The 24205-nt window shown below is 36.6% G+C and carries 24 protein-coding genes; 15 read left to right on the top strand and 9 right to left on the bottom strand.

Going from position 1 to position 24205, the window contains the following annotated elements:
• Nucleotides 1–6: 6 nt before the first annotated feature.
• The 3 genes from ACXACQ_RS01435 (at nt 7) to ACXACQ_RS01425 (ending at nt 4035) form a co-directional block, all read left to right on the top strand.
• A complete protein-coding gene (locus tag ACXACQ_RS01435; RefSeq protein ID WP_474974136.1) occupies nt 7–1197 on the top strand; it encodes an MFS transporter in 1191 nt (396 codons plus the stop codon).
• Between the two features lie 124 nt (nt 1198–1321).
• Nucleotides 1322–3610, top strand: a complete 2289-nt coding sequence (locus ACXACQ_RS01430; RefSeq protein WP_474974135.1) for a PAS domain-containing sensor histidine kinase — start codon at nt 1322–1324, stop codon at nt 3608–3610.
• A complete protein-coding gene (locus tag ACXACQ_RS01425; protein ID WP_474974134.1) occupies nt 3610–4035 on the top strand; it encodes a response regulator in 426 nt (141 codons plus the stop codon). Before ACXACQ_RS01430 ends, ACXACQ_RS01425 begins: the two co-directional genes overlap by 1 nt.
• Before the next feature lie 61 nt (nt 4036–4096).
• On the opposite strand, the gene ACXACQ_RS01420 is transcribed toward ACXACQ_RS01425, so the two are convergent.
• Complete coding sequence (locus ACXACQ_RS01420; RefSeq protein WP_474974133.1) at nt 4097–4789, bottom strand: head GIN domain-containing protein; 693 nt, start codon at nt 4787–4789, stop codon at nt 4097–4099.
• Between the two features lie 129 nt (nt 4790–4918).
• On the opposite strand from ACXACQ_RS01420, the gene ACXACQ_RS01415 reads away from it, so the two are divergent.
• The 4 genes from ACXACQ_RS01415 (at nt 4919) to ACXACQ_RS01400 (ending at nt 8287) form a co-directional block, all read left to right on the top strand.
• A complete protein-coding gene (locus tag ACXACQ_RS01415; protein WP_474974132.1) occupies nt 4919–5806 on the top strand; it encodes a hypothetical protein in 888 nt (295 codons plus the stop codon).
• Between the two features lie 61 nt (nt 5807–5867).
• A complete protein-coding gene (locus tag ACXACQ_RS01410) occupies nt 5868–6491 on the top strand; it encodes an IMPACT family protein (protein WP_474974131.1) in 624 nt (207 codons plus the stop codon).
• A 67-nt stretch (nt 6492–6558) separates the two neighbouring features.
• Nucleotides 6559–7488 (top strand): sialate O-acetylesterase, encoded by a 930-nt coding sequence (locus tag ACXACQ_RS01405; protein ID WP_474974130.1) that lies wholly within the window; start codon nt 6559–6561, stop codon nt 7486–7488.
• A gap of 37 nt (nt 7489–7525) precedes the next feature.
• A complete protein-coding gene (locus ACXACQ_RS01400) occupies nt 7526–8287 on the top strand; it encodes a cyclase family protein (protein ID WP_474974129.1) in 762 nt (253 codons plus the stop codon).
• Between the two features lie 706 nt (nt 8288–8993).
• Here ACXACQ_RS01400 and ACXACQ_RS01395 read toward each other — a convergent pair.
• Genes ACXACQ_RS01395 through ACXACQ_RS01385 form a run of 3 tightly spaced genes read right to left on the bottom strand, consistent with a single transcriptional unit; the run spans nt 8994 to nt 12209 of the window.
• Nucleotides 8994–9611 (bottom strand): 3'-5' exonuclease, encoded by a 618-nt coding sequence (locus tag ACXACQ_RS01395; protein WP_474974128.1) that lies wholly within the window; start codon nt 9609–9611, stop codon nt 8994–8996.
• Nucleotides 9586–11040, bottom strand: coding sequence for a Na+/H+ antiporter NhaC (gene nhaC / locus ACXACQ_RS01390; RefSeq protein WP_474974127.1), 1455 nt, complete (start codon nt 11038–11040; stop codon nt 9586–9588). Before nhaC ends, ACXACQ_RS01395 begins: the two co-directional genes overlap by 26 nt.
• Nucleotides 11041–11081: 41 nt before the next feature.
• Complete coding sequence (locus tag ACXACQ_RS01385) at nt 11082–12209, bottom strand: NAD(P)/FAD-dependent oxidoreductase (protein WP_474974126.1); 1128 nt, start codon at nt 12207–12209, stop codon at nt 11082–11084.
• A 95-nt stretch (nt 12210–12304) separates the two neighbouring features.
• Between ACXACQ_RS01385 and ACXACQ_RS01380 the strand changes: the two genes are divergently transcribed.
• The 7 genes from ACXACQ_RS01380 to ACXACQ_RS01350 are packed head-to-tail and all read left to right on the top strand — an operon-like array spanning nt 12305 to nt 18683.
• Nucleotides 12305–12814: a DUF4442 domain-containing protein gene (locus ACXACQ_RS01380; RefSeq protein WP_474974125.1), complete on the top strand. Its 510-nt coding sequence runs from the start codon at nt 12305–12307 to the stop codon at nt 12812–12814.
• Between the two features lie 37 nt (nt 12815–12851).
• A complete protein-coding gene (locus ACXACQ_RS01375; protein ID WP_474974124.1) occupies nt 12852–13334 on the top strand; it encodes an Mpo1 family 2-hydroxy fatty acid dioxygenase in 483 nt (160 codons plus the stop codon).
• A 1-nt stretch (nt 13335) separates the two neighbouring features.
• A complete protein-coding gene (locus ACXACQ_RS01370; protein WP_474974123.1) occupies nt 13336–14274 on the top strand; it encodes a GNAT family N-acetyltransferase in 939 nt (312 codons plus the stop codon).
• Between the two features lie 8 nt (nt 14275–14282).
• Nucleotides 14283–15671 carry an oligosaccharide flippase family protein gene (locus ACXACQ_RS01365; protein WP_474974122.1) on the top strand — a complete coding sequence of 463 codons (1389 nt, stop codon included), beginning with the start codon at nt 14283–14285 and terminating at the stop codon, nt 15669–15671.
• Nucleotides 15668–16579 carry an O-fucosyltransferase family protein gene (locus ACXACQ_RS01360; RefSeq protein WP_474974121.1) on the top strand — a complete coding sequence of 304 codons (912 nt, stop codon included), beginning with the start codon at nt 15668–15670 and terminating at the stop codon, nt 16577–16579. The genes ACXACQ_RS01365 and ACXACQ_RS01360 overlap by 4 nt, the downstream gene beginning before the upstream one ends.
• Complete coding sequence (locus ACXACQ_RS01355) at nt 16558–17829, top strand: hypothetical protein (protein ID WP_474974120.1); 1272 nt, start codon at nt 16558–16560, stop codon at nt 17827–17829. The genes ACXACQ_RS01360 and ACXACQ_RS01355 overlap by 22 nt, the downstream gene beginning before the upstream one ends.
• Complete coding sequence (locus ACXACQ_RS01350) at nt 17826–18683, top strand: glycosyltransferase family 2 protein (RefSeq protein WP_474974119.1); 858 nt, start codon at nt 17826–17828, stop codon at nt 18681–18683. Before ACXACQ_RS01355 ends, ACXACQ_RS01350 begins: the two co-directional genes overlap by 4 nt.
• Nucleotides 18684–18686: 3 nt before the next feature.
• Here ACXACQ_RS01350 and rsgA read toward each other — a convergent pair whose 3' ends face one another.
• The 4 genes from rsgA to ACXACQ_RS01330 form a co-directional block, all read right to left on the bottom strand.
• A complete protein-coding gene (gene rsgA, locus ACXACQ_RS01345) occupies nt 18687–19604 on the bottom strand; it encodes a ribosome small subunit-dependent GTPase A (protein ID WP_474974118.1) in 918 nt (305 codons plus the stop codon).
• A complete protein-coding gene (locus ACXACQ_RS01340; RefSeq protein ID WP_474974117.1) occupies nt 19601–20845 on the bottom strand; it encodes a 3-deoxy-D-manno-octulosonic acid transferase in 1245 nt (414 codons plus the stop codon). The genes rsgA and ACXACQ_RS01340 overlap by 4 nt, the downstream gene beginning before the upstream one ends.
• A gap of 65 nt (nt 20846–20910) precedes the next feature.
• The gene (locus ACXACQ_RS01335) at nt 20911–21540 is read right to left on the bottom strand and encodes a peroxiredoxin (RefSeq protein ID WP_474974116.1); all 630 of its coding nucleotides are present in this window, start codon (nt 21538–21540) and stop codon (nt 20911–20913) included.
• Between the two features lie 28 nt (nt 21541–21568).
• Complete coding sequence (locus tag ACXACQ_RS01330; RefSeq protein WP_474974115.1) at nt 21569–22012, bottom strand: Fur family transcriptional regulator; 444 nt, start codon at nt 22010–22012, stop codon at nt 21569–21571.
• Nucleotides 22013–22400: 388 nt separating this feature from the next.
• Here ACXACQ_RS01330 and ACXACQ_RS01325 point away from each other — a divergent pair, with 388 nt between their 5' ends.
• Entirely contained in the window at nt 22401–22877 is a 477-nt protein-coding gene (locus ACXACQ_RS01325; protein WP_474974114.1) for a low molecular weight protein-tyrosine-phosphatase, read from the top strand.
• A 4-nt stretch (nt 22878–22881) separates the two neighbouring features.
• Here ACXACQ_RS01325 and ACXACQ_RS01320 read toward each other — a convergent pair whose 3' ends face one another.
• On the bottom strand, nt 22882–24129 hold the full coding sequence (locus ACXACQ_RS01320) for an aspartate kinase (RefSeq protein WP_474974113.1): 1248 nt from the start codon (nt 24127–24129) through the stop codon (nt 22882–22884).
• Between the last annotated feature and the right edge of the window lie 76 nt (nt 24130–24205).

The following is a 24205-nucleotide window of genomic DNA, read 5'->3' as shown; positions in this document are numbered from 1 at the left end:
TTTGATATGATAGAAGCGGATTCACCTACAAGAACCAAAACTTATACTTTACAATTTTGGTTGCTTTGCTGTAGCTCATACCTATTTTTTGCTAGTTTTAATATGATCATCCCTGAGCTTCCCGGTTACTTAACTTCACTGGGGGGTGAAGAGTATAAAGGCTTAATTATATCATTATTTACTTTAACAGCACTTATTTCCCGGCCTTTTAGTGGCAAGCTTACAGATAAGATTGGTCGTATACCTGTTATGATTACAGGGGCGTCTGTTTGTTTTATTATAGGTTTTGCCTACCCTATGATCAGTTCTGTAGCAGGCTTTTTTTTGCTTAGGTTCTTTCATGGCTTTTCTACCGGGTTTAAACCCACGGGTACAGTGGCATACGTGGCCGATATTGTTCCATTTCAGAAAAGAGGAGAGGCATTAGGGCTAAGTGGCATTTTTGGTACATTAGGAATGGCTAGTGGACCAGCGCTAGGTAGCCAAATTAAAATTTGGTTTTCTATGGATGTGATGTTTTACACTTCCTCCGCCTTCGCTATTCTTTCTATTCTTATACTAATAGGGATGAAAGAAAGTTTACCTAACCCTGAGCGTTTTAAGTTATCTCATCTGAAGCTGAAAAAGGATGAGTTATATGATAAAATGGCTATAGCTCCTGCCATAGTTATGGGGCTTAACATTTTTTCTTTTGGCATAGTGCTAACGGTTATTCCTGATTTTACTGAGTATTTAGGGTATAATAATAAAGGAATTTATTTTGGTATCTACACTCTTTCATCTTTGGCGGTACGTTTGTTTGCTGGTAAAGCGTCAGATAAATATGGACGAGAGAAGGTATTAAGGGTTGCTTCACTTCTTTATGCGGCAGGCATGTTAATTACCGGTATGGCCAATAACATTCAGATGTTTTTAGCGGGGGCTGCAGTTTTTGGCTTAGGTACTGGCATGAACACTCCTACAGTTTATGCTTGGGTGGTAGATAGGTGTAAGCCTGAACATAGAGGTAGGGGCATGGCTACTGCGTTTATTGCTTTAGAGTTAGGCATTATGCTAGGGGCATTAATTTCAGGTGAGATTTATGATAATGATGCGGCTAATTTCCCAATGGTGTTCTTAATTGGAGCTTTGTTAGCGATAATGAGCTATATTTTCCTGACTATACGCAAGTTAAACACCCAGAAAGCTCAATCTTAAAAATAATTATAGGATAAATCAGGGTACTTACTGGGGTATATATGGAATTTGATATATCTTTATTGTACAATTATCCTGTGCATATGATTATACCCACTGCCTTAAAATATTAATTTCTGCATCTATGAGCGAGGTCTTAAACTTTGTAGATGTAGGAATATTGCAACTTATACCTGAAGTTGATTCACAGAATGATATCGTTGATTTTCGAGTCGATTTTATCAATGAAAAAGGAGGTCGGCTTCTTGGAGCTTTGAGTGCAGAGGGCAAGTTACTGTCCGCTGTTTTTCCGTTTGTAACTGATGAATTATTGCTTCAATATGTTCAGACTTATAAAACCGCAGCTGAGTACCATTCCGAAAGCCAGTTTTTTATTGCTGAAAAAGAATGTTGGTTCAGGTATAATGTAAAAAAAATGGGGCACCACCTGCTGGTGACATTTGATGATATTTCTGAAAAAAAATGGCAGGAAAAAAGACTTACCAAGACATCAAGAGCGCTAGATAAAATTGTTAATCACAATTATGAATTTAAATTATTGGCTTTTACCGATGCTGATGGTAGGCTGTTAAAGATTAATGATAGTGCAGTTAAAGTTATAGGAACATCAGAGGCGGAACAGCTTGGAGAGCTTTTATGGACAAGGCAATGGTGGAAAACTGATGATGACAGGCTTAAGGTAAAACAAGCAATAGCAAGAGCAGGAAAAGGTGAGTATGTAAGGCATTCATTAGAGATTATTATTAAAGGTGGTCTTATTTTTATAGACTTTTCAGTAAGGCCAGTGTATGACGATGATGGTCTTATGGTGGGCATTTTAACTGAGGGTAGAGATCTGACAGAACTGATTCAGCTCAAAGAAAAGCTGAGCAATACTACTAATTTTCTAAGGACTTTGCTCGAGCATATGCCTGATGGTATTGCTCGGTTTGACGCAGGTGGGAAGCTAATATATATTAATAGTTTAAATGCTGCTCGATGGAAGCTAGATGAAAAGGACTACCAAGGTAAATCTATTTTAGATATGGAGCTGCCTGTACCCAAAAAAAGACTTTACAGCAGGAATATAAAAATAGTACAGCAGCACCTGAAAAAGGTGAGTTTTATTACTGAGGTAGGTGATAGCTACACATATGTGATATTAACACCCGAGATCAAAGAGGGGGAGCTCGTTTCCATTTTAAGTGTTAGTAGAGATATTACTGAACTTAAAGACAAAGAAATAAAGCTGCAGAAGCTTAATGAGGAGCTGGAAGTGATGAACGAAGAGATGGTGTCTGCAAATTTAGCTTTAACTAAATCTAAAGATGAACAAGATGAATTGCTTACTCAGCTAAAGGTTTCTGAAAAGAGAATTAGAACACTTGTGCAGCATTCTCCTAATGTGATAATTAGGCTAAGTAAGGGTTTGAAATACTTATTTGTGAATGATGCTATTGAAATTTTCACTCAAAAGCCTACAAACGAGTATGTAGGTAAGTCTGTAGAAGAGGTGGGCTGGCCTAGGCTCTCATTAAATAAATTTGTAGAAGGACTTAAAAGGTCGCGTGATGAAAAGTGCTTTACTAAACTAGAGTTGAAATTTCAAGGGTTAAACCAGCAGCAGTGTGGGCTTTTTTATATTGTACCAGAGTATACAGAAGCTAGGGAGGTGGATAGTCTACTGGTTATTATTTCGGATCTTACTGACCTGAAGGAGAATGAAAGTAAGCTGATAGAAAAAACAAGAGAGCTAGAGGAGGTTAATAAAGACCTAGAAGCGTTTACATACACTGTGTCTCATGACTTACGAGCTCCATTGAGGGCAATAATAGGTTTTAGCGAAAAGCTGCGAATGAGCGGTGTGGTGACTGGTGATGATGAGCTACGCTTTCTGAATGTGATTAAAGCAAATGCTCAGAAAATGGGCCGATTGATTGATGAGCTGCTTAAATTTTCCAGAATTAATACAACTGAGATTTATAAGGTGAAAATATCTTTAGGCTCTTTGTTAAAGGAGATAATAAATGACCTTAATGAGAGTTATGAAATAGCATTTGATACAGAAATAGATGAGAATATGCCTGCCATATATGCTGATAGATCTATGCTGAAGCAAGTTCTTAATAATTTACTGAGTAATTCTATCAAGTATAGAAAGCCCGATGTTCAGCTAAAAATACAAGTGGGATGCGATGTGCAAAACGATACGCCTACATATTATGTTAAGGATAATGGTATCGGCTTTGATCAAATGTTTGCAGAAAAGGTATTTGAAGTGTTTCAAAGATTAACCAGTGACCAGAGTAATACAAGTGTAGGGGTAGGGTTGGCAATAGCAAAACAAATTATAAATAAACATGGTGGAAAAATATGGGCAGAATCTCAAGAAGGAAAAGGTACTACTATATTTTTTGAATTACCCATAATATAATGGAAGGTTTGGATTATGTAATTATAGAAGATAGCGCTGATGATTTAGAGCTAATTCTAGATGGTGTTAAAAATAGGCATAAGAACTTGCAGTATCTGGTGTTCAATGATGGTTATGAAGCAGAATTGTTTTTTGATCAGTTAATTGATAATGCTGAAATAGCTCTTCCTAAAATGATATTGTTGGACTTGAAACTCCCTAAAGTTTCGGGGTTAGATATACTTAAAAAAATTAAGGAGAATGAAATAATCAGGTGCATTCCTACCATTATTTTCACCTCTTCTCAATCTCATGCTGATATTGATAAATCATATAACCTAGGAGCTAATGCTTACATTGTTAAGCCTATTGAGTTCGATGAGTTTATCAGTGCGGTAGATAATATATGTAGCTTTTGGCTTAATCATAATGTGTCTGCCTGTTAAAACAGAAAAGAGGTGTTATTGCTAACACCTCCATCCTTATTTGAGATTTGACCTTGTTGTTCTAAAGTTTTTTAACTTTTCCGCTGCCTGATGTGAGTGCATCCACGTGGTTAGGAGACCCTTTGTAGTAAACGGATCCGCTGCCGCTAATGCGAGCCTCTATTGATTCCTCTACTTCTATTTTGCAGCTTCCTGACCCAGCTATTTTTGCTTCAAGCTTTTTGGTGGCTAAATTTTCACTATCTACCGAGCCCGATCCACTAATATGGGAGCTTACAAAAGATGCTTTTCCTTGTAATATCACATTGCCAGACCCTGCTATTCTAATTTCAATGTTAGTAGCTTCTACACTGCCTTCAAATTTACCACTGCCGCTAATGGTTAAGTCTAAGTTGTCAGTTTTAAAGTTGTTTTCAGTGTTTACCTTGGCAGATCCTGCGATAGTAACATCTTCTAATTTAGGAAGTGTTATATATGCTGTAATAGATCCACTATTGCCCCAGTTCCATTTGCCGTTAGATTGCATTTTTTTGCGAATAGATAATGTATTACCTTTTACCACGGTCTCTATTTCTTCTAACACATCATCGTCACCTTTTAATTCCACCTTAAAGCTATTCCCTTGCTTTAAGTGAAAATCTCCCGAAGTGGCAATTTTAATTTCAGTAAAACCACTTAAATTTCTTGATTCTGTTTTTTGAGCCCATGAAGTGAAAGCGGTGCATATTAAGATTAGTGTAAATAAGTTTTTCATTATTGTAAGTTGTTTTTTCTAATGACCAAGCTTTCTCTTGAGGGTTGCACATAGGTTAGACTATTTTTGATAATAAAAGTTACAGCTTGTTGTAATAACTTTTATAATTGCATCATATATAATAATAAAATGATAGGTGTTATTCTTTGCGTACTGGCCAATTTAGGGCTTTTTACATGTTTTAGATTATTTGCGAAATATAATCTTAATACACTGCAGGCTATTACTATTAACTACTGCATTTGTGTGCCTACGGGGCTAATTTTTATAGATAGCTATGAGCCTTTTATTGATGTAGTTCAATTAAAACCATGGGTTTATATTGGTGTGGGAGTAGGTGTGTTTTTTATGCTTACGTTTTACCTTATGGCACTAACCACACAGAAATTTAGTATGACGGTTGCTACTATTTCCAGCAAAATGTCATTAGTAATACCTGTTTTATCCAGCTTACTCATTCTCAATATTAAAACTAAAGATTATACCCCAGTCAATTATATAGGAATGGCCATTTCGGTGTTAGCTATAGTCCTAAGTTCTTATAAGCCTCAGAAGCTAGAGCGAAGCCAGGTAAAAGGCTGGGTAATGTTTTTGCCTGTATTGATATTTGGTTTAGGAGGTTTTTTAGATTCTATTATGAACTATACTAACCACCATTACCTTACCACTCGTGAAATGGGTGTGTTTCCGATAGTAATATTTAGTGCAGCGGCATTAATGGGGTTAGTTTCTCTTGTTTTTAAAAGAGAAAAGTTAGCGTTAAAAAGTGTAATTGGGGGTGTGGTCTTAGGTATTATTAACTATTTTTCCATTTACTGCTTGCTATTGGCACTCTCTTCCTTTAATAATGATGGGGCTTTTGTTTATCCGATAATTAACATCGGTATTATTATTTTAGCAGCGGGTGCGTCAGTACTGTTCTTTAAAGAGCACTTATCATGGCTTAATAGACTTGGCTTATTGCTCGCAGTTTTGGCAATTCTTTGTATTTCATATCAAGAGATTTTTTCTTTGTAGCGTAGCAAGAGGCTAATAAAGTGTTATTTCTTAATAATGTTAGTAAAAATATAAGCATATAATGAGTGAGCTAGTAGAGTATTATCATACTATAGATTCGGTAGGAGAAGGATTATATAAAGAGAAAGGAAGTAAATTTATTGCTTATGCTTATCATGTAGCCAATGAGGAAGAAATTAAAGAAAGGCTGGAGGAATTAAAAAAACAATATTACGATGCCCGTCACCATTGTTATGCTTTTATGTTGGGCGCAGAGCGGAAACAGTTTAGAGCCAACGATGATGGTGAACCTAATCATTCTGCAGGAGATCCTATACTAGGTCAAATCAATTCTAAAAATTTAACAGATGTTTTGGTTGTGGTGGTGAGGTATTTTGGAGGCACTAAATTGGGCGTAAGTGGTTTAATTAACGCATATAAAATTTCTGCAGAAGAGGCCTTAAATAATGCCACCTTGCTAAAGGTAGAAGTTAAAGAGCCTCTAAGGCTGCTTTATAATTATGATGATACCAACGAAGTTATGCGTTTGGTTAGTGACTTTGAGCTAAATATTATTGACCAGCAATTTACGGCTGATTGTGCCATGCAGGCAGAGGTGAAAATAGGGTTAATAGATCAATTGTTGGAAAAAGTTAAATTACTGCAAGATACAGGCTCTACCATATCTTTAGAAATAGAAAAATAGCTTTTATATAAGGTAGGGTTTTAATTACTGTAGTAAATTTAGTGCCTCACTAAATATTACTACTGCTATGGATATTAAAACTTTAGTACTTTTATTCTGCTCAATTATTTTTTGTTCTCCAGCAGCCTCAGCTCAGAAGAATAAAGCCCCCAAGAAGGTTCGTGTTTATTTTCTCGGAGGCCAATCCAATATGGATGGGCACGGTTATGTCAAAGATTTGCCCGACTCACTAAATAAGCCGTTTAAAAATGCTTACATCTTTCATGGTAATACCGTGGAGGATGGAAAGTCTGGGGGAGGTGTAGGTACTTGGGAGAAGCTCAGGCCCGGGCATGGCACTGGTTTTTATGTAGATGGTAAGGGTAACCAGCATAGCGATAGGTTTGGAGTAGAGTTGTCTTTTGTAAAGGAGTTGCAGCGCCTATACCCTAATGATATTATTGCAGTTATCAAATATTCAAGAGGTGGTACTTCCATTGACAGCTTGGCCGCAAGCTGGGCAGGTAGCTGGGAGCCTGATTTTAACGGTAAAGGTGGTCTTAACCAATACGATCAATTTTTAACTACTGTAAAAAATGCCATGACCCATACTGATATTGATGGAGATGGTAAGCCAGAAGAGCTAGTACCTATGGGTATAGTGTGGATGCAAGGAGAGGCTGATGCCAGCTTTACCGAAGATATTGCAAATAGGTATTATTTTAACCTTAAAAGACTAATGGATTTGGTAAGAGCTGCATTGTGGACTGATGACTTACCTGTAGTGTTGGGTAAAATCTCTGATTCTTGGAATGATGACAAAGATGGAAAAGTATGGGATCATGCGGAATTAGTGCAGTATGCTGAGGAGAAATATGCGCGTACAGATGCAAATGCGGCCATAGTTAGAACCACAAGGTATTACAAGTATTCAGATCCATGGCACTATGATAGTAATGGCTATATAGATCTTGGTAAACAGTTTGCTGATGCCATGTATAAATTAGATTCGAAGTAGTTCATTTTAATAATTACCCAACTTATTCCTTTAAAAAATGAAAATCATTGATCTATCTAAGCCCATTCAATATAATAAAGAAGACCCTTGGTTTATGAAGGTGAAAATTAAACATAAGCCTCATCATAAAGCTAAATGGCTTATTAGGTTGCTTGGGCTTCCTTTTAAGCTGTTTCCTAAGAATTTTATAGGTTGGGCGGATGATACTATTGAAAAAATGGGAGTGCACTCAACCACCCATATTGATGCTCCGTGGCATTATTCTCCTACTTGCAATGGGCAACCCGCGAAAACTATTGATCAGGTACCGTTAGAGTGGTGCTATGGAAATGGTCTGGTGATAGATATGAAACATAAGCCAGATTTTGAGGAAATTACGGTTAATGATATTGAAACGTTTTTGGCACAGCAGCAACTAGAGGTGCAACCTGAAATGATTGTTCTTATAAAAACGGGTAGGGATAAATATAATGGCACTAAAGATTTTCATAAGATAGGCACCGGAATGAGTGCAGAAGCTACAGCTTGGCTAATAGATAAAGGTGTAAAAGTGATGGGGATAGATAGCTGGGGGTGGGATCTACCATTGCCCTATCAAATAAAAAAGGCAAAAGAAGGCGGAGATGATAAAGTATTTTGGGAGGCGCACTTAGTGGGGCAGCAAAAGGAGTATTGCCATATGGAGCAGTTAGTTAACCTAGACGCACTGCCTTATTCTGGTTTTAAGGTTGCTGTTTTCCCTCTAAAAATAGTTGGAGCATCTGCAGCCCCTGCCAGAGTGGTGGCCATGCTAGATTAACATATTGTATTGAAATATTTTTTTATTTTAATATTTACGTATCTGGTTTAAGTGTTATTTACAAGGTGTAAACATGTGATTTTTGGTCTAAACTTTTAATCTTCATTCTCGGTAATTCATCGGTAAATTCTACCACTTTTCTAAAGTAGTAAGTCTTATCAAATGTTTTAGTGTTAAGTTGCACAAGCATTCGGGATTCAACCACCGGATGTCGTTTTGTGTATGATACTGACATTTTAAAAATACCTAAACCTAAACCCACACCACACCTAAACCCAACTAAAATGAAATGTCATACCTAAGAGGGCTTGTAATTCTACAAGCCCTTCTTTTTTATATAGACTGCAATAAATCTATGTGATTTACTCGCAGAGCTGTTGTTTTGAAATTCAATTATTGGTAGTGTTATAAAATAAGCGAGGCAGTATTAGGACTTGGTGGAGTGATCTCTCGGCTTGAATAGATTAATTAGAAAATAGGATATTGAAACGTTACCAATATGTTACAGGCCTAAAAAGGTTAACTGGCTTGGTGTAGCTGCCACCATGAGGGAAAGATGCTTTACTGTTAGTAATCGCAACAGTCCGTTTAGCTTGAAATGTATGTAAATAATAAGCCTTAGTATGCCTGTAGCGCCTATCTGTTCATGTGATTATGCACAAGTGCGTGGAGAGGTTAGGTTGGGAGGTTTTTAGTAAAGGGATGCTTATAGGTATAAGTATCCCTTATCTTTTAAATGATTATACATTTCAATGCATGCCCAGGCATCTGTAGCAGCATAGTTGATTTGCTTCTCTGTTAAAATGTCGTTTTCCCAGTTAGAAATTTGAGCGCTTTTTGAAATTCTACAACCCAAAATTATAGCGGCAAGCTTTCTTAATCCGTTGCTTTCTATTCCTATTTCTTTTACTGTCTTATTAAGTTCTACAAAGCCACCAGGTTTAAAGGGGTGAAGCTTTTGTAGGTCAATAATGTCATCTCTTAAAGCAATGCCTATTTTTAATAGCTTTTTGTTTTCTAAAAAAGCCAGCAGCTCAGGAGTTAATCCAGTGATGTTTACCCTTATTAAAAATACCTCTTGCTCAGTAGCAATTTGTATGAGCGATACATGATTGTATTGCCCTTTTTTAAATGCAGGCTTCGTTTCTGTGTCGAAGCCTACTACATCATATTCAGATATTTTCTGTAGTGCACTGCTTATTTGCTCTGCTTTGGTGATTAAGTGAATCTTTCCTTCATATCTTTTGAGTTCTAATTCATTAATCTCATCTGCAGTGATAGTGCTTGCGTATGTTGTGTTATTCTGTTTTTTCTGACTTGTCAACTTTTCTGATTTTGATATTGGCATAAGCGAATAAAATTGTCATAAACGGGCTTATGATGTTGAAGAAACAATAAGGTAGGTAAGCTGTAGTGGCTACACCTAAAACTGAAGATTGATAAGCACCACATGTATTCCATGGTATTAATACCGATGTTACTGTGCCTGAATCTTCAAGTGTGCGGCTTAGGTTTTCTGGGGCTAGCCCTCTTTCTTTAAATTCTTTAGAAAACATTCTTCCTGGTACTACTATGGCAATGTATTGATCCGATGCAGTAAGGTTAAATGTAATACAAGTACCTGCTGTGGCAGCTACAAGTGAACCTGTAGAGTGTGCCAGTGAAATAATTGAGCTAGCTAATCTTTTTAACATTCCATTTCCTTCCATCACGCCCCCAAAAATCATGGCGCAAATAATGAGCCATACGGTAGGTAAAATGCCTTCCATGCCGCTAGAAGATAGTAAAGAATCGACCATAGCATCGCCAGTCACGATTTTTACTTCTGTAAACATAGCAGTTAGAATCCCTTTGTAAGCCATGAACCCGTCTAAGTTTTCCGCTCCAGAGACTGATTGTACAATGTGTGGCTGAAAAATGATGGCAAAAACAGAAGCTAATACAGTACCGATAATAAGTGCAGGTAATGCAGGTACTTTTTTAATGATAAGCGCTATTACTACGGCAGGTACAATAAATAATGCCAGATTAATAGTAAACTGGCTTTCAATGGCTTTTTGAACCAACGGAACAGAAGTCATAGATGCTGAGCCTTCAATGTTAAATCCCCAAATGAGGAAAATAGTAAGGGTAATCAGCATAGATGGGCCCGTAGTGAAGATCATGTACTTGATGTGGGTGAATAAATCGGTGCCAGCCATTGCAGGGGCAAGGTTGGTAGTGTCAGATAGTGGAGACATTTTATCACCGAAATAAGCTCCTGAAATAATTGCTCCGGCTACTACTCCAGAGTCTATTCCCATGGCTTGCCCAATTCCCATTAATGCAATACCAATGGTAGCTGCTGTAGACCACGAGCTGCCCGTAGCTAAGGATACTACCGCACTTACTATACATGCTGCAAAAAGGAAAATAGTGGGGTTAAGTATATCTAGTCCATAATAAATCATGGCGGGAACCACTCCGCTAATGAGCCAACTTCCGGCTAGTGCACCAATCATTAAAAGAATTAGTATGGCACTCATGGCCGAGCTAATACTTTTAACAATACTATCCAAAGTTTCTTCCCAAGAGTACTTAAGCTTAATAGATAAAATAGCTGCTAATGAAGCGGCAAAGATCAAAGCCATCTGGTTGGGGCCGTATGAAGAGTCGCTACCAAAAATGTATACATTTAAGGCGAGTAACGCTACCAGAAAAATGATTGGAATTAAAGAAAGTAATAAGGATGGCTCCTTGTGCGCTTTATTCATTATAATGTTTTCTTAATTTTCGAATATATAAAAAGATTTAATTAAATCATTGTTTTGGCTATTCGCATGCCCATTTGGCTGCCAATAGCTACACCCATTCCTCCTAACCTAACTCCTAGCGTAACGTTTTTAGATGGTTGTTTGAAAACGGGCTCTTTATTGGGGCCAAATGCCATTATGCCTGACCAGCTATAATCAATTTCGTATCCTGTGTTAGGCAAGATAACATCCCTTAATTTTTGCTTTAGGTCATTAAAAATAAGGTCATTGATCTTAAAGTCGGTTGTTTTTTCGTTTTCAATGTCAATATTGCGGCCTCCACCAAAAATAACTCTATCACCAAAGTTTCTGAAATAATAAAAACCTTGAATCATATGAAACACGCCTCTAAACGCAAGTTGTTTAATAGGCTTTGTTACCAAAACTATTCCACGGCCTGGGTATAAGTCCGTCTCAGGCATGAGTTTTCTAGTAAATGCATTAGTGCAAATAGCCACCTTTTTGCCTTGAAAGGTTATTTTTTCATATATGGCGTCTTTTACAGTTACCTGCACATTAGTGTCATTATCTTCTATGGTGTTTACTTCAGCTCCGGTAATAATTTTTATATCTAGTTCACCAGCTAACTTTACTAATGCACTCATCATTTTACCGGTATCTATCTGCCCTTCTAGCGGAGCATGAATCATTGATTTTACCTGCTTGTTGTTAAACCCAAATTCTTTGATAAGTTGGTTGTTAACAGTAAAGGTATCTTTATTAAATAAACTTTTAAGAAGATTGTTTACCGTATCTATATGATCTAAATAAGGTAGCTCTTCATTAGTGAGTAGTTCAAATCCTCCATAATTGAGGAAATCAATGTTTTTGTCTCCTAATCTGTTGCGCAATTTTAAAAGGCCATTGTACCTTTCAGTAACTAGGGCAAGAGTTTTTTCTTCGCCTATAGTTTTAATGTCCTCATATAATTCTGATAAGCTTCCAAAGCACGCAAACCCAGCATTTTTAGTACTAGCACCAGACGGCAATAGGCCTCTTTCCAGTATTAATACCGAAGCACTAGGTTGTAATTCTTTAATGGAAATAGCAGTAGAAAGGCCAACTATACCGCTTCCTATAATAATATGATCATAATCAATGAAAGACTGCTTCTCCCAAATGCTTAACATGTGATTGAGGTTAGGTCGTTTTGTTAAGAACTTTCAAAGATATGGAGTTGAGATTTATATTAACTATATTTTACGTTTAAATCATTAAATACCACATGAATACTACTAAAATTGTTAAAAAGGCAAAAGAATCTCCTTTCTATAAGTGGGTGCTCAACACCGGCTTAAATAAAATGATACCCTTTAATAAGCCTCATGGCTTTAAAGTGGAGGAGATTACAGATACTACTATTAGGCTTAAACTGCCTTATAAAAAAAGAAACCTGAATCATATAAAAGGGCTACATGCCTGTGCGCTGGCTACTCTTTCGGAGTTTACTACGGGTTTTTTAATGGTAGCTCGGTTAGACCCAAAAAGGTTTAGAATAATTCTTCAGAAACTTGAAATGGAATATCACTATCAAGGTAAAATGGATGCCTTTGCTTCTTACCAAATTACTGATGAATGGATGGAGGATAATATTTTTGTGCCATTGAAATCTTCAGATTCTACAGTGGTAATATGTGAGGTGAAAATATTCGATAAAGAAAATAACCATTTAACCACAGGTAAAGTACATTGGCAGATAAAATCGTGGGATAAAGTAAAGACTAAGATTCAATAAGTTAGATAAAAATGGTAAATTCCAGTAAAAAATTGCCATGAAAAAAATAGATAAATTGCTGAAGGAGTATGGGCGTAGCCATAAGAACCCTACGAATAAATTTATTCATTGGATTTGTGTTCCTTCAATATTTGTAAGTATAACTGGATTTTTTTGGGCTATTCCAGACCATGATTTGGTGCAGTGGCTGGGTGGTATAGATCATATGTTTGTGAACTGGGCTACGGTTGCATTAATTCTTACCACCATTTATTATGCCTTTCTTTCCGTGCCTTTAGCTTTTGGTATGGCTATATTTTCAATGCTATGCATGTATATAGTGGCGCTTTTGGAATACAATATAGGGCTAGGCATAGGATGGGTCTCATTAATTGTTTTTATCATTGCTTGGGTAGGTCAATTTTATGGGCATAAAGTGGAAGGTAAAAAACCATCTTTTTTTAAGGATATACAGTTTTTACTTATTGGCCCGGCTTGGCTTATGCATTTCATTTATAAAAAACTAGGGATACAATATTAGCTTGAAGGATATAGAGTTTGTAAAATCGATAGGTAATTCATGTAAATTAGCTTTTGTTGAAGATATTTTTCTGAAAACTTCGCATTTGTATTTACAAACTCAAGAGGGGTGGCATTTCTTTTATTTGGTTGATACGGTTAATAGTCTTTGCCTTGCGAGGTGTTCTGTAAATGTTGCAAGAGAAAAGGCAATGTCTCCATTCAGGAGCTCTTTTGGAGGTATAGAATTCTCTGCCGAGCTAGATTTAAAGCAACTGTATTTTTTTATAGATCGGTTGCTGTTAGAGCTTAAGGGGGAGGGAGTGCGTTGTTTTGAGCTTAAGCTTCCACCACAGGCTTATAATCACTCACGTTTTGTTAAGCTATCTAATGCCTTGTTTAATTTTGGGTTTTCAGTAGTCAATTCTGAGTTGTCTTGTTCTATTCGTATAAACCAGGAGCTTCAATTTTACGATATTGTCCATAAGTGGGAGCAGCGTAAATTACGAAAGGCCTATAGGTTAAACATTGCAAATCAAACTGTTGAAGCTTCAAGGTTAGAGGAAGTATATCAATTTATCTCTTTCTGTAGGGAGGAGCGAGGTCAGTCATTATCTATGGCTTACCCGCAGTTAATGCAAACTGTGAATGCATTTCCTTCTCATTTTCTTCTTTTTGGGTCATTTCTAGAAGGTGAGTTAGTGGCAGCGGCCATCTGTATACTAATTAATGATGAAGTGATGTATAATTTTTATTCAGCTCATGCACGGGCTTTTGATGCACTGAGCCCGGCAGTTTCTTTGTTTGAATTTATTTACAATTATTGTCGTCAACACCATTTTCGTTTGTTGGATTTAGGTACTTCAGCTTTAGAGGGGCAGCCCAATTTTTCATTATTAGACTTTAAAAGTCATATTGGAGGTGATTTGAATTTAAAATTAACTTTTCAAAAACAGTTGTAAGTTCGATCATGCAGAGGCAGATAATAAAAAGCTTATTAGGTGTTAGTGCATATAAATATGGGGCTGAGCTGGTGTTGTTTCTTGGCTCATTGGTAGTTGCTCGGCTGTTATTGCCTCAAGATTATGGCTTAGTAGGTATTGCTTCTATATTTTATGGTTTTCTTATCAGGTTTGCAGATATGGGGCTTTCTGAAGCTGTAGTGCGAGAAAAAGAAGAAGCTAAGTTTATTTCTGGTGTTCATCAACTTTTTTGCCTTAAAGGGGTAATCTTGGCTTTAATAATGGCGGCACTGGCTTATCCTGTAAGGGTGTTGTTTCATAAAGAAGAACTTTCATTAATTTGTTTAAGCTATGCCTTAAGTATTGGCTTATATTCTCTTTCTAAAGCTTATATAGCAGTTTCGAGGAAAAGGGAGTATTTCAAGTTAATGTCTAAAATTGAATTAAGTGCAGCTATTCTTCAGGTGGTCATTACAGTATTTGTGGCATATTTCTATCGTAGCTATTGGGCACTAGTGCTTCCTCAGCTCATTATTCCTGTTTTTTATTTAGCTGTATATCAGTTGTTTGTTGGAGGTGTGCTATGGGCTAATAATGATCTGAAATTGGTCTGGAGCAGAGTTAAATCTCTGTTTTTTAGCGTTGGTGGCGTTGGTTTGGTAGATTATATTCATAAAAATGCAGATAGCTTTTATATAGGCAAATGGTATGGCACAAGTGATCTGGGCTTTTATAACAAAGCTTTCAGTTTGGTAAATATGCCAATAACATTTATAGTGCCTCAGGTAAATGCAGTTGTTATTCCTATCATTCAAAATGTAGGAGGGCAAACGAAAGGTAGAGGTGAGTTTAAGCTTTTGATTAAATTGTGCAATAGTGTGTTAACTCTGCCTGTGTTGTGTTTTTTATTATTTTCTCAGGAAATAGTAAGTGTGCTTTGGGGGGCTAAGTGGATGGAGGTATCAGAGTTATTGAGCGTATTTTCTTTAATTATAATCCCTCAAATGTGGATTCAGATTACTTATAGTATGTTTATTATAGCTAAGCGAGAGCGTTTAATGTTATGGAGTGTAATGGTTAATTTGATTATAATGTTAATCTCAGTCGTTATAGGGGGTAGTTACTCTTTAATGGCTATGGTTTATTGCTATGTGGGTGCTACTATTTTTATTGCAGCTCCGCTTTCTATATACTATGGTTATTATAAATCTCTTGTGTTACCTGTTAAAGATATTATGCGGTTGATTCTTCCGTGGTTGTTAGCAATAGGCGGACTGTATATGTTCAAGATTTTGGCGTATCAAAATTTGCTTATAGCAGCTTCTCTAGTCCTTTTGGTTTATGGAGTGATTAATTTTGTTAATTACTATAAGGCTTATAAATGCAATCAGGTTTGAAGAGAAGCGCAACTAATACTACAACAATAAAGAAATTAAGGGGTGAGCAAGGTACGTATGTAATTACTTGCGGTACGGCTGGTTGCCCGTGTGGTAATAAGGATGATAGGTGCGGAAGAGGCTTTTTTTCTTTGTTTATTCAGGTGGTTTACGGAATAGACTTTGCTGGCGAACATAAGGCTCCTTATTATATTGATTTTGGTAATAAGGAATATTGTTATACTGATGCAGTTATCGGGGATAATTTTTGGGATTATTATTTTGAACAGCCTATCCATGATAAGAAGCAATTGGTTAATCCTGTTACTAATAACTACTTTGAAATTTATCCTTTAAGAATTTGGAGTAGAAGTCACTTCAAACAGCTCAATCAAAATGTGATTTCAAAATTTAAATATTCTTCCGCTACCCAGCAAGTTATGGATCAGGTTAAAGCTGGTTTTGGGCATTACAAAGTGCTGGGAGTACAAATTAGGTCAACGGATCATTCTGATGAAGTTCCTCCTGTGCTAGAAGGCGAATACTTAGATGCAATAGATCGTAGAGAGTCGCAGTTTGATAAAATTTTTTTAGCTACCGATGATAGTAATTGGGTGCTGCGGTTGAGGGAGCTATATGGGGACAAGGTGTTGGTGTTTGATGCTGAAAGGTCGGATAATATGAAGGCTGTGCATACTAATGCAGATAATCATAAGGGATTTGTTATGGGGCTTGAAGTTATACGTGATTGCTTCGCTCTTTCGCAGTGTAGTGAAGCGTTGCTTGTGCATTCTAATATTTCGTATGCAGCATTATTATTTAACCCAGATCTTAAATATAAATTACTGGAAAGACGGCAGATGAAATGGATGAGATACAAAACGCTTTTCTTGTTTTATCTTAACAAGTGGGGGATCAGAAAATGGTAACAGAGTTTGGTGATGGTGACGGTATTCAGGTTTACCCTGTTCCTGAAACTTTAAATTTTATAAAATGCGGATACTGTGGAGGTAATGAAGTAAAGGTTTCTAAGTTGATATACCAAGGACTTCATGTGCTTTGTGTCGGACATTGCAGGGGGTGTGGATATGAGATACTGCATACTTTGCCTGTGGGGCATGATATGCTTTTTGCTTCTTGCTTTTCATTGGAAGGAGAGCTACTTTCTTCTTATTCAGAGCCTTCTGATTGGTTGGTTGAGCCACTTAAACGTTCGCTTTTTAATAACGATAAAAGTAGTGCGGCCATAGAGGTGATAAAATATAAAAATGCCAAAGAAGCTATTTTGGTCAACTGTTTAGATAACTGCTTTGGACATGCATACACTAAATTATGGAATGTTGGTTTATTGCTTGATAAGTATAATGAGAGTAATGTGATTGTTCTTTTGCCTGCTCAAATGAAGTGGCTGGTGCCTCATGGAGTTGGGGAAATTTGGCTAGTGCATGAGACCTTTAAGAAAATGGCATCCTATTTAGTTGAATTGGAAGAGAAGGTCTTAGAGCTGCAGCGAAGAACTCAGAAAATATATTTAGCAAATACTTACACTCATCTGGCTAGCGAGGCGGTTAATTTTAAAGCTTTGTTAAAAACGGAGCCATTTAATGTTAATGAGTTTTATCAACGCCCTCCTTTAATAACTTTTATTTTACGAGAAGATAGACTATGGCACCGTTTTGCTTTTGAGTATTTTTTATACAAGCTGTTTTATAAGTTAAATTGGCCTAAGGCTATTTTTGTGAAAAGACAGCATTACTTGGTAAAGCGACTAATTAAAAAACTTAAAAAGGCGCTGCCAGAACTCCAAGTTGCTGTTACAGGTGTTGGTAATTCGGTTGGTTTAGATGCAGCTGTTAAAGATTTAAGAAAAAATAAATTAACGCAAGAAGATGAGCTGGAGTGGTGTAAGTTATATGGTCAAAGCCAATTAGTGATTGGGGTTCATGGGTCTAATATGTTAATTCCTACTTCTCTTTCCGCAGGGTTTATTGAAATTTTGCCTCGCCATAAAATTAGGCATATAGCAGAAGATACTGTTACAAAAGGAAAGCATAGATATGCCTTGTTTTTATCAAGACATGTAGATCATTATGCTTCTGTAAATTTATTGGCTACTCATGTGCTAAGCATATTTAAAGATTTTAAATATGTGTATAAAAATGCGGAGGAAAATATATGATTAATCAACCCGTGGTAACAATAGTATGCTTGTGTTATAATCAGGCTGATTTTGTTGAGGAGGCCATTACTTCTGCATTAAATCAAACATATAAGTCAATTCAACTGATTGTGGTAGATGACGGAAGTACAGATAATAGTCCACAGCTTATCCGTCAATTAATTGCCGATCACCCTGACGTTTTGTTTTTGCCATTACCGCAAAACTTGGGTAATTGTACTGCATTTAATCGTACAATGCCTCATATTAAAGGGGAATTTATTATCGATTTGGCTGCTGATGATCTGTTGCACCCTACAAGGGTAGAGGAGGGAGTAAAAGCTTTACTGGAAAATGGGAAACGAGGGGTCAATTTTTGTAACGCTGAAATTATTAATGAGGACGGGCGGTTTTTACGCAACCATTATGCTATTGATAAGAAAGGAAAGGCTATAGAAGCTATTCCTGATGGAGATGTGTTTGTTGAGGTAATTAAGCGTTATTTTATTTGCCCACCAACCATAATGTTTCGAGCTGATTTGTTTACAAGCCTAGGCGGCTATGATGAGCAGCTAACCTACGAAGATTTTGATTTTTGGGTTCGTTCCTCTCGAGTAGCTGAGTATTGCTATACTGATCAGGTATTAATGAAAAAAAGAGAAGTTAACGGTTCTCTAGGTCAGTTGCAGTTTAAGCTTAGGAGTCCTCACCTGTATTCTACCTATAAAATTTGTACAAAAGCTGCAGGTCTGGTAGAAACGAAACATGAGAAACAGGTGCTCAAAAAGCGCCTGTTGTATGAGATTAGAGTAGCTTGCAGATACCTCAATTTTAAACTTGCCTATAAATTCTATCGGCTTTGGCGAGGCATCTGAATTTTAACGCCTGTTGTCTTCTCCTTCTAGTATACTCAGGTAACTGATATATCTTGTGTCTGCGATTTCGCCATTTTCTACTGCTTCTTTTATGGCACATTGAGGTTCGTGTAAATGTTTGCAGTTATGAAATTTGCAGTTGTTTTGTATCGCGCGCATTTCGGGGAAGTAATCAGATAGTTCCTCATCTTCAATGTCTACTAAGCCCAGTTCTTTAATGCCTGGAGTATCTATAATGAAGCTTTCCGTTCCTATCTGAAACATTTCTGCAAAAGTGGTGGTGTGCGTTCCTTTTTGAGCAAACTCTGATATTTCAGATGTTTTCTGCGATATTTCGGGAGAGATTTTATTGATAAGTGTTGATTTACCTACGCCACTATGTCCGGAAATTAATGTCTTTTTCCCATCTAAAAGGTCCATGATCTCATCCATTCCTTCTCCCGTAAGTGCAGAGGCTTTTAAGCATCTCACTCCTAGGGGTTCGTAAATGCTTAATATTTCATCGATCATGGCATTTCCTCTATCTTTCATCATATCTATTTTGTTGAAGATGAGAACTTGAGGTATTCTAAAAGCTTCAGCGCTTATTAGAAATCTATCTATAAAGCCAAGTGATGTTCTTGGGTAAACAAGTGTAGCTATGAGTACTGCTTGGTCAATGTTAGACGCAATAATATGCCCATGGCTCTTTTGTTTTACAGACTTACGAATGATGTAGTTTTCACGGGGCAATATTTCTGTAATGACAGCTTCCTTATCATTCTCAGGTTTTAGTTCTACATAATCTCCCACTGCTATGGGGTTGGTGGTTCTGAAGCCTTTTAACCTTAACTTGCCTCTGGTTCTGGCTGCGAATAATTTGTTGTCAGGGGTAAGTACTTCATACCATGACCCAGTTGATTTTAATACTAGTCCTTTCATTTTAGTATGGATTTGCAGTAGTCGACTATTTTGTCTGTTGCCCCAATATGTTCTTTGATGTAGTCCGTATTTACTTCGCTAGCTATGTTATAGGTCTGATCTTCAGTGAATTGCCTAAATTGTATACGCAATTCATCATAATCAGCAATGGCTACTGCTCCACCTAAGTTGATGAGATCGTTGGCCTCTTTAAACTTCTGATAGTTTTTATTGCCAAAAAATACTGGTAGTCCAAAAGTAGCTGGCTCTAAAATATTATGAAGACCTTGGTCGAATGCTCCTCCCACATAAGCATATCTGCCATAACTGTATAAGCTAGAAAGCATTCCTATATTGTCTATAATTAGTACTTCAAACTGGCTTAAATCTGTTTCTGTACTGATTTGTGAATACCTAATTGTTTTCTTGGCCAGGTCATTCTCTATTCTGGAAATAAACTTGCCTTCTATTTCATGGGGCGCTATAATATACTGCATTGAGGTGTCATTGATGAATGGTTCCAAAACCTCAAAATCTTCTGGCCAGCAGCTGCCAATCACCATTACTTCATCTTGTCTTTTAAAGCGCTCTATTTTATCTAACGTCTTTCGGTTTTGACATATTTCATATACCCTGTCAAAGCGAGTATCGCCTGATATATCTATGTTTTGAATGTTGATGGACTCAAGAAGTAGCAAGGAATCTTTGTCCTGAACAAAAAACTTATCGATATTCTTAAGTATTCTTTTGTAAAAGCCTCCCCAAGGCTTAAAATAAACTTGTTTCTTCCTGAAAATTGAAGATGCCGATATGGTAGGGATATTATTTTCTTTTAAATAATGGATGTAGTGATGCCAAAATTCATACTTAACAAAGATTGCCATTGAGGGAGAGGTGTATTCTAAAAATCTCTTGGCGTTATCTTTAGTGTCTATAGGCAGGTAATAGATGTAGTCTGCTTGAGGGTAGTTTTTTCGCACTTCGTAGCCGGAGGGCGAAAAGAAGGTGAGTATGATTTCGTAGTTAGAAAAATGCTTTTTAAAAGCTTCTATTAGTGGTCTTCCTTGTTCGAATTCTCCCAAAGAAGCGCAATGAAACCAAATGGTTTTGCTTGTTCTCAGAGCGTGATCCGCTTTTATTTTTTTAAGAATATTTTTTCTGCCTGAAATAAATAATCGGGCTTTCTCATTAAAAAAAAGAGCCGCTATACGTATGGCCAGGCGGTAGAGAACTAAAAAAGTGTTGTATATAAATTTGCCCATTGCCACAAAAATAAAAACCCTCTGCTTATGAGAGGGTCTTTAGTAATATTTATTTGCAATAAAGCTTAGTTAGCAGAAAGGTAGCTAGATACTCCGTCTCTTGTAGCTTTCATAGCATCTTTTCCTTCTTCCCAGTTAGCAGGGCATACTTCACCGTGCTCTTGTACGTGGTGCCATGCATCAACAATTCTTAACATTTCGTCAATGTTTCTACCTAAAGGAAGGTCGTTGATAGTTTCGTGTCTTACTACACCTTCTTTGTCAATGAAGAAAGTACCTCTGAAGGCAACAGGAGCGCCATCAAATACTAAGTCTCCTTCTTCAGTGTAGTTCCAGTCTCCTGCTAATACTCCGTAGTTGTTAGCTACTGTTTTAGATGAGTCTGCTACTAATGGGTAAGTTACACCTTCGATACCACCATTGTCTTTAGCAGTTAATAACCATGCTAAGTGAGTTTCTTCAGTGTCGCAAGAGCATCCTACAACTTGTACTCCTCTTTTCTCAAACTCAGCTAATTTAGCCTGGAAAGCGTGGATTTCTGTAGGGCAAACAAAAGTGAAATCTTTAGGGTAGAAGAAAAAGATAACTTCTTTTTTACCTATGTAATCAGCTAATGTAAATGACTCTACAATCTCTTCTCCGTTGATAACTGCAGGTGCATTAAATACTGGTGCTTTTTTTCCTACTAATGACATAATTTTATTTATTTATAATTGTTCGACATTACTTTATTTGAATATCCTTGTCAGGATCAATCTTATCTCCATTAATTTGAAGGCTGATGTTTTTGATTTTTAGGTTATTCACCTTTTTCTTTTTAAAGAAATTGACAATCAAATCATTTAATTCTTCATCATAATAGTCAATGATTTCACTGGTATTAGTGCAGTAAATGTGCCCGTGGTTATGCAATTTGGCATCGTAGCGCATTTGTCCCTCGTTAGTAGAAACTTTTGCTAATAGCTCCTTCTCTACAAAGGTTTCTGCAGTTTTATATATAGTACCTAGCGAAATGGTAGGATTGGCGTGCTTGATTTGATCATAAATTTGTTCTACAGTAGGGTGGTTGTTCATAGAGTGCACAGCATCTAAGATCACTATCCTCTGATGAGTAACTTTAAGTCCAGCTTGACTTATTTGTTCCTTTATGGTTTCTAATCTATTCACTAATGAATCCTAAATAAGAATAATTCCTAACTAAGAATTGATGTTGCAAAAGTAGTTAAACACAATGCAAATAGCAAAAGTGTAGCGTCTAAATTTATAAATCGTGAAGGTGTATTGAGAGTGGGAAAAAGAAAAGCCGCTCTTTGCAGTGAGCGGCTTTAACTAACCATACTAAACAGGTGAGTAAAAAAGTGCTATGTACAGGTATATATACTTAAGAGGCAGTAAGTAACCCCCTAAGTGAAATACTTATAAATAATTTTTGGCACCTACTTTTAATGAGTCCGTTAGGTGCTGGCTTTTCTTATAAAGTGAGAAAAAAGAGTAGTTATTAATAGGGCATGGTGCTTGCTCCTATTATATTTGTGAAGTTTAAAAAAATCATGATATGGTTAAAGTTTTATTTGTCTGTTTAGGGAATATTTGTCGTTCTCCACTGGCTGAAGGTATTTTGCAAAATGACATTAGACTTAATGATTTAGGTGATAAATTAATGGTTGACTCATGTGGTACCAGTGCGTACCATATAGGAGAGCAGCCCGATGGCCGAACTGTTAAAAATGCAGCCGAAAATGGTGTTTTCCTCAACCACAAGGCAAGGCAATTTTCTAAAAGTGACTTTAGAGAATTCGATTACATATTAGTTATGGATCAGGCTAATATGGATGTGATCATTAGACATGATATGAATAAAAATTATGTTGATAAGCTCCACCTTATGCGGGACTTTGATCCCGAATTTAAGGGAGAAGATGTGCCGGATCCATATTTTGGAGGAGAAGCCGGCTTTCAACATGTTTTTGATATTATTAAAAGAAGTGTCAATAACTTTTTTGAATATCTCCGAGAAAAGGAAAATATATAAACTGCTAAGGCATAACTAAAGCCCTGTAGTTGTTTCTAGATATTTGTTCTAATAATATTTTCTTATTCTGTCTATATTCTGATATGGTAGCTTCATTGTAATTTTTTACAGTAATTAGCTCAAGGCCGGTGTTATAGCGGATATCAAAATGATTTTTTAGCGCCAGCATCAGTTTTTGTAATTTTTGTGACGAATAGTCTACTACTATAGAAAATGATATAGCAGAATTTTGCATGATGTTGATTTTGATATCGGTATCAGAAAGCGTTTTGAAAATCACGCTCAAATTCTCTTCGTTAATAAAGGAGTAATCTATAACCTTAAAAGAAACTAAGCACTGGTCTTTTTTGATAATTATGGCAGGAATAGATTGATTATCTATCTGACAATTATGGATAACAGTGCCTGGCTGAGTAGGGTTGTCAAAGTTTTTGACATATAACGGTATTCCTTTGTTGGCTAATGGTTTTATAGTTTTGGGGTGAATTACCGAAGCGCCATAGTAAGTCATTTCAGCGGCTTCATTGTAAGGTAGTTCATCAAATAGAACTGCGTTTGGAGTTAGCTTTGGATCAGCATTTAAAATACCTGGTACGTCTTTCCAAACAGTAACAGACTCTGCTTCAATACAAAAAGCAAATATTGCTGCAGTGAAGTCTGAGCCTTCTCTTCCTAGTGTTGTAGTGAATCCTTTGTCTGTGCCGCCCAAAAAGCCCTGTGTTACCAGCTTTTTACTTTCTGCTAAATTTCTAATGTCATGCTTGATTAAACCTTCGGTTAATGTCCAGTTTACCTTTCCTTCTCTGTAGCTATCGTCTGTGCGAATGTATTCTCTGGCATCTACCCATTGTGCGTCTAAGTCGCATGTTCCCAAGTAGGCTGTTATAATTTTAGATGATATGATCTCTCCTTTTGATACCACTTGATCATAAAGTTGATTATATTCATACTTAGAAAGTAAGGATTCGCGAAGTGCCGCAAACTGGTTTTCAAGGTCAGAAAAAATAGGATCATTTTCAGAGAATAACTCATGACAGATATCTGTATGGTACTTTTCTATTTTTTCTAATAGAGGTTCTATGTGTTCAGTATTTACGGCATTTACTAGTTCTTCTAAGGCGTTGGTTGTTTTGCCCATTGCAGATACCACTATAAGTAATTTATCCTGAGAGAATAAACTTACGATTTTACTCATATTTCGGATTGCCTCTGCAGACTTAATAGAGGCCCCACCAAACTTAAATACTTTCATAAAGAGGTTTTGAAACTAAATAGTTATTTTTAAAAGTATATGTTACACTAAAAAATTCTTGTTTAAATTTTATTCA

The organism is Fulvivirga sp. AWR4_260 (assembly GCF_056158185.1).
Note: the sequence above shows the minus strand (reverse complement) of the source record. Positions and strands in the feature narration are given on the sequence as shown.